Origin of the sequence: Desulfotalea psychrophila LSv54 (genome assembly GCF_000025945.1) — a bacterium.
GTDB classification, from domain to species: domain Bacteria; phylum Desulfobacterota; class Desulfobulbia; order Desulfobulbales; family Desulfocapsaceae; genus Desulfotalea; species Desulfotalea psychrophila.
The window spans coordinates 1,505,943-1,519,257 of the sequence record NC_006138.1 but is presented as its reverse complement, the minus strand read 5'-3'; the positions used below and the strand labels follow the sequence as shown (position 1 = coordinate 1,519,257).

Below are 13,315 nucleotides of genomic sequence, written 5' to 3'. Positions count from 1 at the left end.
AGTGGAAAGTCCCTATTTTTTCAGCACCTCAGCCAATATTCACCGGAACCAATCTCATATCTTATGAAAGCGGGGCAGAAGACCCTCCTTAAGAAGATATTTTTCCTAGCGCTTCTGCATCACCCCCATGCCACCCTACCCACCGATATTTATCTAATAAAAAAATTTCTCTCTGGCATATGTATTACATTTACGTTACAATGTCCCTTTTTGGCCAAAGGCCGATTGAGCGTAGCAAAAAAACAACATTTTCGTCTCTTTCGCCTCTGGCAGATTTTTTACACCAACTCTACGACTTTTACCTGAAGGAGATTCTGTAATGAAACATTTTTCCAGAAAATGTATTTCAACCATCGGTGGCATCGCCCTCTCGGCAAGCCTTGCCACAAGTGCCCTTGCCACCTCATGGGATATGCCGACACCTTACCCGGACGCCACCTTCCACACCCAGAATATCGCCCTCTTTGCCGAAGATGTGAAAAAAGCCACCGACGGCAAACTTGTTATCAAATTGCACACGGCAGGATCCCTCTTTAAACATCCTGAAATCAAAAATGCCGTTCGTGGTGGGCAGGTGCCCATCGGTGAATTCTTCATGTCTCTTCTCGGTAACGAAAACCCCATCTTCGCAGCTGACTCGCAACCATTTCTGGCCACAAACTATGACGATGCAAAAAAGTTATGGAATGCACAAAAGCCCATCGTGGCGAAACTCCTCGACAAGCAAGGACTGATGCCACTTTTTTCTGTGGCATGGCCACCTCAGGGACTCTATACCCAAAAGGCAATCAACAGGGTTGGCGACATAAAGGGCATTAAGTTTCGTACCTATAACGCCACCTCCGAAAAACTGGCAAACAAACTTGGAGCCGCACCTACCCAGGTAGAGGTTCCTGATATCCCACAAGCATTTTCCACCGGACGAGTTGCAGCCATGATCACATCTCCTTCAACGGGCGCAAACTCCAAGGCGTGGGACTTTGTAGAAGATTTCACCGATATCCAGGCCTGGCTCCCCAAAAACATTGTTGTTATTAACAAGCGGGCCTTCCGCAGACTAGATAAAGAGACCCAAACAGCACTCCTCCAAGCAGGAGCAAAGGCAGAATTACGCGGCTGGGAGATGAGCAAAAAAGAGACAGAGACCAAGATCCAGGTGATGAAGGATAACGGCATGAACATTATCCAACCATCCCCGGAACTCATGTCAGGCTTCAAAGTCATTGGTAATGAAATTGTTACTGAATGGGAAAAAGAGGCAGGTCCTGCCGGAACAGAACTTCTGAGCACCTACAGAAAATAAACCATCAGACAGTACACATTGGCGTCAAACACCACGCCAATGTGTTATATTGAAAAAAAATGATACGTAATACACTCGATTCACTATACAAAGGAGCTGGGTGGCTTGCCGCTCTCTTCCTGTCGGCCATTTGCCTACTCGTTGTCTGCCAGGTAGTCTTCAACGTTGTTGATCGCCTCAGCACCCTTATAACGGGCACAGCAATAGGACTCACCATTCCATCCTATTCTGACTTTACGGGCTTTTTCCTAGCGGCGGCTTCATTTTTGGCCCTAACCTACACCATGCGTTCGGGACATCATATTCGGGTAACACTTATCCGCTCTAATCTTCCCCACTGGATGCAAGAAATCCTTGAAGGTTGGTGTCTCCTCTTTGCAAGCGCAACCTCGGCATATTTCACCTACTATACGGCTAATCTCGTTTACGAAAGTTATATCTATCATGACCTCTCCTCGGGCATGATTGCGATTCCCATCTGGATTCCACAGGCCAGCATGCTCATTGGCCTCGCTCTACTCACCATCTCCCTGAGCGATGACCTCCTCTGTCATATCTGTGGCAAGCCCGTAAGCTATAATAAAAATCTTGAAGAATTCGCTCAATCAATAAACGAGTAGAAGCCCCTAGGAGTTCCCATGTCAGAAATAACAATCCCACTTTGCCTACTCGGCCTGCTCTTCCTTCTGCTAGGTAGCGGTATCTGGGTGGCCTTCTCCCTATTGGGGGTAGGCATAATTGGAATGATGGTCTTTACCGATGCCCCCGTTGGCAATGTACTGGCCACCACGGTTTGGGGAGCGAGCAATAGCTGGGCGCTTGCGGCCCTCCCCCTCTTTATCTGGATGGGAGAAATTCTCTTTCGTTCAAAGCTATCGGAAAATATGTTTGAGGGTTTAGCACCCTGGCTGACACACCTGCCAGGACGCCTATTACACGTCAACATCTTCGGTTGCGGTATTTTTGCCGCAGTCTCCGGATCATCTGCGGCAACGGCAGCCACCATCGGCAAGATGTCCATCCCTGAGCTTACCCAACGAGGTTATCCGGAGAAGATGATCCTCGGGACTCTGGCCGGTTCTGCAACCCTGGGACTACTCATTCCGCCATCGATCATCCTTATCGTCTACGGTGTTGCCACCGAACAATCCATTGCCCGACTCTTTATCGCCGGCCTTTTGCCCGGAGTCCTGTTAGTCACTCTCTTTGTTGGCTATGTCATCATCTGGTCACTACTCAATAAAGAGCAAATTCCGATGGAAGAGAACAATCTCTCCTTTATGGAAAAGGTGCGCGGCACCAAGAGACTGATACCTGTTATCCTGCTGATAGGTGGCGTCCTCGGCTCCATCTACACCGGCATCGCCTCTCCGACAGATGCGGCGGCTGTAGGCGTTGTCCTTGCCCTCCTTCTCTCCAGGGCCACTGGTTCTCTCTGCAAAGAGACCTTTATAGAGGGTTTACTCGGGGCAACCCGCACCTCGTGCATGATCGCCTTTATTCTGGCAGGTGCTGCCTTTTTAACAGTTGCCATGGGCTTTACCGGCATTCCAAAATCACTGGCCACCTGGATCGGCACCATGGACCTCTCCCCCTATGCGCTACTGGGAGCTCTGACAATCTTCTTTGTTGTCCTAGGCTGTTTTCTTGATGGAATTTCCGTAGTGGTGCTCACCACCTCCGTTATCATGCCCATGGTTCAGGCGGCAGGAATCGACCCACTATGGTTTGGTATCTTCGTTGTCATCGTAGTCGAGATGTCACAAATCACCCCGCCTGTTGGTTTTAATCTCTTTGTTATTCAGGGCCTTACGGGAATTAATATCCTACGAGTAGCCCATGCCGCCCTGCCCTTCTTCTTGCTCCTGCTCACAGCACTTGCTATTATCACTGTCGTACCAGAGGTGGTAACCCTGCTACCAAATATGATGGGTAGCTAAGGCCAGAGCAAACAGCGAAGGCGCCTCTTTCTGTCAGCACGAAAAGAGGCGCTTTCGCTACCAAAACAGCAAAGCCCCCCTTGATCTTAAAAGAAGAAACTTGCTACAATCACTCATAAATAGAGTTTCTCTAAAATTAACACAGAACAACACTTAAGAATCAGGGAGAAAAATATGATCAATTTTTGTCTTGACCAGGAACGATGCAATAAATGCGGAGCATGTGCCATGGACTGCCCGGCCTCCATCATAGAGATACAGGCTGACTTTCCACGAGTGTTCCCCTACAATGAGGAGAGTTGCTATCAGTGCGAGCACTGCCTTGCCATCTGCCCTACGGCTGCCATCTCTATTCTTGATATCAATCCCCAGACAGATTGCCTCCCCCTTAAGGGAATGCTCCCCAGCCCTGAACAGATGGAGGCCCTTGTCCGCGGCAGACGATCCTCCCGGCATTATCAGAAAAAAAACGTCGAAAAAGAAACCGTTGACTGGCTCCTTGAAATGACGGCCCATGCGCCAACGGGGGTAAATTCCCGTAGCCAGATGTTCACTCTCGTCGACGATATGGAGGTCATGGACAAGATACGTCAGGAGGCAATGGCAGGGCTAAAGGCAACTATTGCCTCTGGTAATCTTCCAGAAAAATTTCAATACTTTGCCCAAATTGCCGAGGCCTGGGAGAACGGCATCGATACCATCTTTCGGGGAGCACCACATATGCTCATTATCTCTTCCCCGGAAGACGCCCCCTGCCCCGAGGCCGACCCCTTTATCGCCCTCAGTTATTTTGAACTCTGCGCGGCAACAAAAAATATCGGCACCCTGTGGTGCGGCCTGGCAAAATACACCCTGTTTGACATCCTACCAGAGCTCGGCAGAAAAATTGGCGTCCCCGAAAACCATAAATCGGTATACATCATGCTCTTTGGCAAGACAAAGCTCAAATACGCCCGCACCGTTCAACGAAAGAACAGAGCCATCAACCGAGTTAGACTATAGAGAGAGAGGGAGGGGGGAAGAGGAGGATTCCTAAAAAAGGCATCCTCCTGCCAGGGAAAAGCAGAAACTATTTTTCAACCATGCTTTAGCGAACTACCTCATAGGGGGTGCCTACTTTAGGATCGACCAGGGCCTTAATTACCCCACTCTTGGGGACAAGCTTTACCTTATAGTAGAGGACATCATCATCCTCATCAATTTCTGCCTCTATGGCCTTACCCGAGAATTTTTTCTCAGCAAGAGTAATGGCACGCCCCATGGAGATCTTTGCCTTACTCATCGCCTCGGCCTCTAACATATCATCATCCAGAGGATTCCAATTCCCCTTTTTCTTAGAGAGGAGCACCTTACCCGTTACCGAATCAATATAGTACTTTACTCTACCACCCTTCTTATATGTAACAATCTTGTAAACAGGCTGTTTTTGCTCAGATAAGCCCAGAGACTTCATCTCCAGCTCTGCCTCTATAACAGTCGCTGCTGTCTTTTTTGCCTGCTCCTCTACCACCTGACTCAGAGTTTTCTGGGTCTGCGCCAGAAGCATATTATAACGAATCAAACTCTTGTTGCCATCGTGACCTGCAAAGGATGGGCTTACCATAAAAAAACTTGCCAGAAGAACAGCGGCAACTGCATATTTTTTCCTCTTCATAACTCCTCCCACGGGTAAATTAATAGACACACTTTAGGGTTAAACTGCCTACGCTATATACCCCCTGACAGAACTTCCTTTCAAAAAACATTTTCTGTACAAGGAGTTAAAAAAAAGATTACCTCATAAAGAAGATCATCCCTCCGGGAGGCTCTTTAAAGAAGAACCCGTCTTGTAGGGTACGCGAGCCGAAGGAACCACCCGGGAGGCCGGGCCCACATGCACATCCTGATCATCAAAAAAGATATGGGCTCGAAAAGACTGGAGAACCTTGCTCTTGGTCATCCCACCAAGAAAGAAGGCCTCATCCAAATTAACCCCCCAGTCCCGCAGGGTATTCACAACCCGGACGTGGGACGGACTTTTCCTTGCTGTAACCAGAGCCAGACGAAAGGGGTTGTCCTCCCTCGGTAATGTCTGCTGCAGGTAGGCAAGTATACAGAGTAGCTTAGCAAATGGACCATCGGGAAGCGGATTATCACGGTTGAGATTTTCATGCTCAACAAAGGCCTCTAAACCCTGCTCCTTATAGACCTTTTCCGATTCTTCGGAAAAAAGCACCGCATCACCATCAAAGGCAATCCGTATCTGACCGGCAACGGGGGCATAACCATCCGGCGGTTCATAGAGAATTGCCGATGCCACCCCATGATCAACCGCCCCCTGCACATCCTCTTCTGATTTAGAAAGAAAGAGATCAACACTAAAGGCGTCCAGATACTCATGCAAATCCTCTCCCCCTGCAAAGGCTGCCCGACTGATATCAAGACCATAGTGATCAATAGAGGCAAAAACCCTCAAGCCCGTATCCGGGCTGTTCTTTGACATAACAACAACTTCAACGAGCCTTCGGTCATCTACCAAGTCATTGATTTTCAACAACTCCTCTATCATATAATAGGCAGTACCACGTCCTAGGACAAGATCCTCATGCTGACGTTGGTAAGCCCTATAGGCATCGATCCCCTCCTCCTCAAAGAGAGCATTCTCCTCCTCCAGATCAAAAAGGGCACGGGAGGATATCCCTATGACCAGACAGTCTTCCAAATTAAATGACATCATTTCTCCTCTGCAATTTTCCTCGTTGCGATACCAAAGCATCGCCAGTGCCCCTCCCAGTGGGAGCCTTCCCCCTTGATCTCCCCCCATATAGCATATATCCCGGCGAGACAAGGTCGATTTTGCTTACACATAAAAAGGGAGTGGAATAAGAAGATGGCGATAGCCAGCTCTAAGATAAGACCTCGGGCAAGGAAGATAAGGCCTTGGTCTGTTGAAGACAGATACAAGCTTTAGTGACTCACCCTGAGTTCCACACTGTTCTTATACCTGATATTATGAATGGGCTCAGCACAAACTCCAATATTACCGGCACAGCCTACAACCTTCTTCTCCTAAGCAAGTCCATCTTACTTATCATATTCCTACTACGGATAGCTCCACTAAGCGAAATATGTATGAAGAGAATACAAAGGCAGGCATTGCCCAATAAACTGGTCATCTAGCCAAAAAAATGGGGCCGATGACCAGCCTGCACTAGGCTAAAAGGGCATAGATGGCAAAAAAGGCCATGAGCCCCGCATAGAGCAAGGTGGCAATAGAACTACGCCATAACCTGACTGGTGATTTCACCTCATCGGTAAAATACCGATAACCATGGAGAAGGGCCGCCTGAAACAGATAAAGGGCATAGCCTAAAACCACCAGGGCCTGTGCCTCCATCCCCCACTGCAGCAGCACCACCAAAAAGACCATGAAACCAAAGGCAAGATTTGAGAACCCCACCTCAAACATCCAATCGGGCTTCTCCACCTCCCAATCAAGCCTCTTCGCATCGGATTTATAGAGAAAGACATGACGAACAAAGGCCAACTACACCAACAATACCCACCGTTGTAATAGTGACAATTTCCAGGGAACGGGCAGGATCATCTGCCAAATAATAAAACCCAAAAAACACACCAATAGCACCTACCAGTATTCCCAGAACACCTATCCATTTTGCCATGTTTCCCCCATTTCCTTATTCAGCGTGCAGTCTGGGCCGACCTTAGATAAAACATTTTCATAAAAGGCCAAGCTTAATTCTGCAATCATACGCCTTTATTAAAAAAATCCCTCTATTATCATATTACCCCTCTTAACAGAGCTTATACAAATCCAATGACTTAAAATATTTTTTATTTCAAATCACAATTCATCCAAAAAAGAAAACAAAAATAGCCTCCCAGCGCCTAAACAAACACCAGTTAGCATTTTTGACGTTGCACTAGCATACGGATAATACCCAGCAGCTTGTATCTTCGATATATTTGTGTATGTCAACATCATCCAGGAGCCTTTTACTGGGGGCCCCTTGATTTATGTGCTACACGTTGATCGCTCTTCGACATACATAATAACTCCTTATCGGACGATATTTATGCGCATTGTATTTGGCACTTTTTCTTAGCCAGCCACTAGTTTCTGTCTTCTGAAAACATCAAATATGTTTCGTCTCTCGAGAGATTATACGCAAACTATTTGCAGAAAAGGCAAATACCACGTTATCGCCAATATTCAGATTCTGTTCCTGAGCGCCAGCAACCGTTACGGCGGCTTCGAGAGAAAATCCGGCAGCTTTTCCGATTATCAAGACCAAGGGCCCTCGACGTTCCAGACTTTCTATCCTTACCGGTATTTGATTGCGCAGAGTAATCGGCAACTGTTTCCGAGCGACGGCCAGTTCTTCGGGGCGGACGGAAAGCTGCACCCGATCATCGATCGATGCAGGATCGGTGCTGTAAAGACCGTTCTGTCCGACGGAAATATGCGTTAGACCTGATTTATCACAAGTCAAAACAGTGCCTTGCAATATATTACGAGCACCGAGAAATTCGGCGACAAATCCTGGTTGGGGACAGCTAAAAACATCTTCCGGCTTGCCGGTTTGCAGAATTTGCCCGTCATGTAAGACCGCCACTTGGTCAGCAAGAGTCCAAACATCCTCCATATCGTGGGTAACATTCAGGACGGTGACATGCAGGTCCTTAACCAGTTCCCGCAGTAGATACCGCATGCGCTCCCGACTAGCTACATCCAATGCACTGAAAGCTTCGTCGAGCAACAGTACTTGCGGGCGAACAATAAGTGCCCTAGCCAAGGAGGTACGCTGTTGTTCTCCGCCGGACAGGGTTTTAATATCGCGATACAACAGATTTTCGATACCGACTCGGGCCGCAATGGTACGGACCTCTTCTTCCATCCCAGAACGAGAGAATTTTCGGCGACGCAATCCGAAAACAATGTTTTCGAACACATTCAAGTGGGGAAAAAGCATGAAATCCTGATATACGATGCCTAGATTGCGCCGTTCAGGGGGCCAGTTAGTCACATCCTGACCACGTAGCATAACCTTTCCACGTTGAGGGTGAAAACCGCCAACTACCGTTTCAAGCAGCACACTTTTGCCGGACCCTGAGTCACCGATCAGGCAGCAATAAGCACCTTCCTCCACGGCCAAGTCCGCACCCCGGAGGCTGAATTCGCCCAAATCAACATGAAGGTTTTGAACTTCTAGCAGTGCAGTCATAAAACTACCTCGTGAGTGAGTACCTCGAAAGTAACGATTGCGCCCAGAGAAATCAAAATCAGTATTATACCGGAGGTCATAGCCATGCCGAGGTTGCCATAGGAAATATTGAGATACAGGGTAATAGGCAAGGTTTCCGTGAACATACGGGTGCCGCCGGCCAAGATGAGCACCGTCCCGAAACACCCCATACACCGGGAAAAAGCAATCACTGCGCCGGCGAACAGCCCACCTTTGGCCATGGGCAAAGTCACCTTCCAAAATGCCGTCCATTGCCCGCAACCAAGACTGCGAGCTACCATTTCATAACGGGGATTGATGCTGCAAAAAGCTGCATAAACCACACGGGTGGCGTAAGGAGCGGCAGTGAATATCTGGGCAATGACGATGCCGTTTTTACTGAATACGATATCTATTCCTATCTGTTTTAACCACCCGGCCAGTGGCTCTTGCCCAAACAGCAGCAGTAGGCAAAGACCCAGAACCAGTTCAGGAAAGGCCATCGGCAGATCGACCACTGTTCTTAACAACTGGTGGCCGGGGAAACGGAAACGTGCCAATACATAGCCGATGCTGACCGCCAGAAACATGACCACCGCTACAGAAATAGCACTAGTGGTCAGAGAAAGCCAAATGCTGTAAAGCATCTCTTCGGATAGGGCACTTTCGACCACCTCGGCCCAGCTTGGCATAAAAATGAGCGATAGCATCGCCCACAACAGCATTCCGACAAATACCACAGTGACACCTGCCAGGATGGCCTTAAAAATGCGATTACCCATGTCGTTATTCCGCCTTATCGATGGGGAACCCCCATTTCTGCCACAGCACCTTGCCTTCAGGTGAAGCGATGTAATCGATGAACAGCTGTGCCTTATCTGCCTGTTTGGAATAAGTCACTATTGCTGCTGGAATAGTTTTGACGGTATTCTGAGCTGGCGGAATATGCACAACCTCGACCTTGCCTTTAGCCTCACCCCAGGTAGCCTGATCTCCCCAGGCGATGCAAGCATCCACCTGATGGGTCGCAATATAGATCAACAATTGATTGGTAGTGCTAGGCCTTACCACCACGTTTTTAGCAACTTGCTCCGTCAGGAAGTTCTTTTTCAAAATACTATTCGCCACTTTGCCAATGGCAGCCGCCTTGGCGTCAGCAAGGGCTACACGTACGCCGGGACGGACCAGGTCCTGCAGGGATTGAACGTTCCCCGGATTGCCGGCCGGTACCATAATAATCGGCACATGATAACAGACCGAACGTTGTCCCTTGGCCCGAGCCATTCCTTTATTGATAGCGTCCTTAATGTATTTTTCAGCTCCCGGGATAAAAACATCACCTGCTTTACGAATGGCGATCATACCGAACAGTTCGCCGGAACCGCCGTAGATAATCCGCACCGGAATTTTATAGCGTGCTTCAAAATCGGCTTTGAGTTCATCCATTGGCTTCATCAAGCCCGCTCCGGAATAGACTGTCAGCGGTTCCGATTCGCTCCATGCGATACAAGGCATGTACGTTAATAGCAAAATTAAAATCAGCCAGATCGTTTGACAAATCTTGTTTTTCATTTCTTCTCCCCAAAAAAAATTCTCGTATATAGGACGCTCCCCGTCCGTTTCTTCTCAAAACACGGTGAGATGATAACAGGTTGATAGGCAATCGCTTCTCCGTGAAACGCCTAAATCAATCAGCCGCCCCTAAGAAAAAAAGCCAGCCCAACCCTCAGTTGTCTTCAAAACCAAGGACATCCTAGCCGGCCAATGGCCTCGATGCAACTTTTTTTCCTTATAAATCAAATAATTGCCCTGCAAGGCAGTAGCAAAAAGGCAAACAAACCATGATAGCCCTGTTTACACAATTATGCGCAAAACGGACAAAAATCCTCACGTTACAACTAATCCATGCAAAAATTAATTGCAGTCGCGAACCGTTTTTATTTCGATGCCGTGATTATGTGCCCCTCGCTTTTCCGGAAAAAACATCACCGTAAGATCTCCGTTCTCATCATCAATGCTAATCTGGAAATCAGCAATATCATGAGGACAATCAACATCAGGAAATCGGTCATAATGGCAAAATGTGGAAAAGCTCAGTCGAATAACAATGGAGATTATTCCAATAACTCAGGTCTCTATGACAAAGTCAATTCACATTCATAAAGAGAAAAGTTCCCTCAACAACAGAATGACATAACGACCGAGATTTAAATATTTCTCTCTCCCGATATCTTCTTTGACAAAAAGAGCAAAAACCTTTAATTTCACAGAACATTTCCACTTGCCCCTTAGGAAGCAATGGATTACTAATTTTTCTACCCCTGCCATAGCTGAGGCAGAAAAAAAACATTTTAAGACAGAATAGATACCAAGGAGAAACAATGGCCACACTACCTGAAAAAGTAAGCAGTGCCTGGGACAATCGAGAAGCGGCAATTATCCTCACTACCGTCGACGCAGCCGGAATGCCTAATTCAATTTATGCCACCTGTGTGTCAAAGTACAACGAAGAGACCCTGGTTGTTGCCAACAATTATTTTTCTAAGACATTAAAAAATATAACTGCTGGCAGCAAGGGATCGATCCTTTTCATTACAAAAGAGGGAAAGGCATACCAGGTGAAGGGCAGCATTGAGTACCACACCGAAGGCCCTATTTTTACAGATATGAAGAGCTGGAATCCAGTAAAGCATCCTGGCCATGCGGCAACGGCACTCAAGATTGAAGAGGTCTATGCAGGTGCAGAAAAACTGCTCTAGGTAGGAAGAGAGTTACCCGTAGAACTGTCCACGGGTAACTCTGTAAAAAACTACTACTCCCCGTGACCTAGAGCCTTATTTTGTTTATTGCGTTGATAAAAGCTCTCGCCCATATACAAAAGAATCGCCAGCCAAATAAGACAAAAGCCCACCATTCGTTGAGCGGGAAAATCTTCCCCGTAAAGAAAAATACCAATGACAAGGCTGAGACTCGGGGCAATATATTGAAAAATCCCCAGAGTTGCCAGTCGTAGGTTATGGGCGGCATAACCAAAACAGAGCAGAGGGATGGTGGTTGCGACTCCTGCCCCTACTAAAAATAACGTTGTTGCCCTGCCATGGAGCAAGAATGAGCCCACCCCCGTATACTGAAGCCAAGCTATATAAGCTACTGCCGGCAAAAAGAGCATGACAGTTTCTATAAAGAGGGCATTAACTGCCGAGACGGTCGTCTTTTTATGAACCACAGCATAGGCGGCAAAGCTAAAGGCAAGGGTAATAGCTATCCACGGAAATCTTCCGTAATAGACGGTAAGATAAATCACAGCACAGCTTGCAATGAAAAGTGCCAGAATCTGACCTCGGCGCAATCGTTCTCCAAAAAAGAGACAGCCACAACCTATATTAATCAGAGGGTTTATAAAATAACCGAGACTCGCCTCGATGATATAGCCCGAATTAACCGCCCAAATATATAATAACCAGTTGGCGGCTAGCAAAAGAGCACTACTGAGGAGAATTTTTATATTCCCCCCTCTCTTCATCTCGGCCATAACCTCCCGCCAGCGGCCAAGAGAAAAAACTATAATTGCCGTGACCAAAAGTGACCAGGCCGTTCTATGACAGAGTACCTCCAGAGCAGGCACCATGGCCACCTGCTTCCAATAGATAGGCAAACTTCCCCACATGGCAAAGGCAGCTATTGCCGCCAATACGCCAAAATATCTTTGCATCCTTGCACCGTCCTCATCTGTTTTTTCTTTACATTTCTGCCCCTGAATTTCGGTCACAGGCACCGAAGTGCCACTGCTCAAGGTGGGGGACAATATTTTCCCGCAGAATACTCATATATAAATAAAAACAAAGATATTTGTTCTGACTACAGAGAACAAGGGCGCCCCCATAACGATCTACACCTATCTGTCTAAGATGGCCCGGGCATGCCCATATCGTTGGAAAAAGCCTTCTCCCATATAGAGCAAAAGTGCCAACCAGATAAGAGAAAAGCCCACCATCCTCTCCGACGGAAAGGCCTCACTGTAGAGGAACACACCAATAACAAGGCTGAGACTTGGAGTAAGATATTGAAAAATACCCAGGGTACCCAGACGTAAATGTTGAGCGGCATAGCCAAAACAGAGCAGAGGAATAGTGGTCACCACTCCGCCACCCATCAGAAAAAAGCTGACCTCAGTACCGTGAGCAAAGAATGAACCAATCCCCCTATATTGCAGCCAGACGAGATAGCCTGCAGCAGGCAGGGCGAGTATCAAGGTCTCTATAAAGAGAGCGTCAAGTGCCGATACGGTAATCCTTTTATGCATCGCCCCATAGATGGCAAAGCTGACAGCAAGTCCCAGGGCTATCCAGGGAAATTCTCCGTAATATACGGCAAGATACACCACCGCAGAGAGGGCCAGCAAAAGGGCCAGACTCTGAGCTCGCCGCAATCTCTCAGCAAAAAAGAGATAGGCCAGGGCAACGTTAATCAGAGGGCTGATAAAATAGCCCAGACTTGTGGCGACGATATAACCGGAATTAATCGCCCAGATAGAGAGCAACCAGTTGGCGGCCACCAAAAGAGCGCTGATGGTTAAAATCTTGACATTTTCCCTCGTCATGGCCGCCACCACCTTTCGTCTCCTGCCAAAGGCCAGGACAATAAACAAGGTTAGGACAAGAGACCAAACTGTCCTGTGACAGAGCACCTCCAGAGAGGGCACCATGGCAATCTGCTTCCAAAAAACAGGTAAACTTCCCCACATAGTAAAGGCGGCTGTTGCCGCCAATACGCCAAAATATCTTTGCATTTCTCCACCATCCTAACCTGCGTCTCTTTCTTGGAGCATCTCTTCCAAACCACTTTGC

General features: G+C 47.7%; 14 protein-coding genes. 5 read left to right on the top strand and 9 right to left on the bottom strand.

Translation table 11 applies throughout. The features are described from left to right. The first annotated feature begins 319 nt into the window (after positions 1-319). The 4 genes from DP_RS06905 (at position 320) to DP_RS06890 (ending at position 4,245) form a co-directional block, all read left to right on the top strand. Positions 320-1,303, top strand: a complete 984-nt coding sequence (locus DP_RS06905) for a TRAP transporter substrate-binding protein (protein ID WP_011188600.1) — start codon at positions 320-322, stop codon at positions 1,301-1,303. 59 nt (positions 1,304-1,362) lie between these two features. After that, complete coding sequence (locus DP_RS06900) at positions 1,363-1,923, top strand: TRAP transporter small permease (RefSeq protein ID WP_011188599.1); 561 nt, start codon at positions 1,363-1,365, stop codon at positions 1,921-1,923. 18 nt (positions 1,924-1,941) lie between these two features. After that, a complete protein-coding gene (locus DP_RS06895; RefSeq protein ID WP_011188598.1) occupies positions 1,942-3,243 on the top strand; it encodes a TRAP transporter large permease in 1,302 nt (433 codons plus the stop codon). A 174-nt stretch (positions 3,244-3,417) separates the two neighbouring features. Beyond that, positions 3,418-4,245: a nitroreductase family protein gene (locus DP_RS06890; protein WP_011188597.1), complete on the top strand. Its 828-nt coding sequence runs from the start codon at positions 3,418-3,420 to the stop codon at positions 4,243-4,245. An 85-nt stretch (positions 4,246-4,330) separates the two neighbouring features. On the opposite strand, the gene DP_RS06885 is transcribed toward DP_RS06890, so the two are convergent. From DP_RS06885 to modA, 7 genes are all read right to left on the bottom strand, one after another. Then, positions 4,331-4,897: a PepSY domain-containing protein gene (locus DP_RS06885; protein WP_041277728.1), complete on the bottom strand. Its 567-nt coding sequence runs from the start codon at positions 4,895-4,897 to the stop codon at positions 4,331-4,333. A 135-nt stretch (positions 4,898-5,032) separates the two neighbouring features. After that, positions 5,033-5,959, bottom strand: coding sequence for a 5'-nucleotidase (locus DP_RS06880; RefSeq protein WP_198408701.1), 927 nt, complete (start codon positions 5,957-5,959; stop codon positions 5,033-5,035). A gap of 474 nt (positions 5,960-6,433) precedes the next feature. Then, positions 6,434-6,769: a DUF6790 family protein gene (locus DP_RS06870; protein ID WP_011188594.1), complete on the bottom strand. Its 336-nt coding sequence runs from the start codon at positions 6,767-6,769 to the stop codon at positions 6,434-6,436. Next, on the bottom strand, positions 6,738-6,905 hold the full coding sequence (locus DP_RS17900) for a hypothetical protein (protein WP_156792223.1): 168 nt from the start codon (positions 6,903-6,905) through the stop codon (positions 6,738-6,740). Before DP_RS17900 ends, DP_RS06870 begins: the two co-directional genes overlap by 32 nt. Before the next feature lie 474 nt (positions 6,906-7,379). Then, positions 7,380-8,468 carry an ABC transporter ATP-binding protein gene (locus DP_RS06865; protein WP_011188593.1) on the bottom strand — a complete coding sequence of 363 codons (1,089 nt, stop codon included), beginning with the start codon at positions 8,466-8,468 and terminating at the stop codon, positions 7,380-7,382. Then, positions 8,465-9,250, bottom strand: a complete 786-nt coding sequence (locus DP_RS06860; RefSeq protein WP_011188592.1) for an ABC transporter permease — start codon at positions 9,248-9,250, stop codon at positions 8,465-8,467. Before DP_RS06860 ends, DP_RS06865 begins: the two co-directional genes overlap by 4 nt. 4 nt (positions 9,251-9,254) lie before the next feature. Further along, positions 9,255-10,040, bottom strand: coding sequence for a molybdate ABC transporter substrate-binding protein (modA, locus tag DP_RS06855; protein ID WP_011188591.1), 786 nt, complete (start codon positions 10,038-10,040; stop codon positions 9,255-9,257). A gap of 809 nt (positions 10,041-10,849) precedes the next feature. Between modA and DP_RS06840 the strand changes: the two genes are divergently transcribed. After that, entirely contained in the window at positions 10,850-11,227 is a 378-nt protein-coding gene (locus DP_RS06840) for a pyridoxamine 5'-phosphate oxidase family protein (RefSeq protein WP_011188589.1), read from the top strand. A gap of 53 nt (positions 11,228-11,280) precedes the next feature. Here DP_RS06840 and rarD (DP_RS06835) read toward each other — a convergent pair whose 3' ends face one another. Together rarD (DP_RS06835) and rarD (DP_RS06830) are read right to left on the bottom strand one after the other, a co-directional pair. Then, on the bottom strand, positions 11,281-12,180 hold the full coding sequence (rarD, locus tag DP_RS06835) for an EamA family transporter RarD (protein ID WP_011188588.1): 900 nt from the start codon (positions 12,178-12,180) through the stop codon (positions 11,281-11,283). Positions 12,181-12,363: 183 nt separating this feature from the next. Continuing rightward, positions 12,364-13,257, bottom strand: a complete 894-nt coding sequence (rarD, locus tag DP_RS06830) for an EamA family transporter RarD (protein WP_011188587.1) — start codon at positions 13,255-13,257, stop codon at positions 12,364-12,366. Positions 13,258-13,315 lie beyond the last annotated feature (58 nt).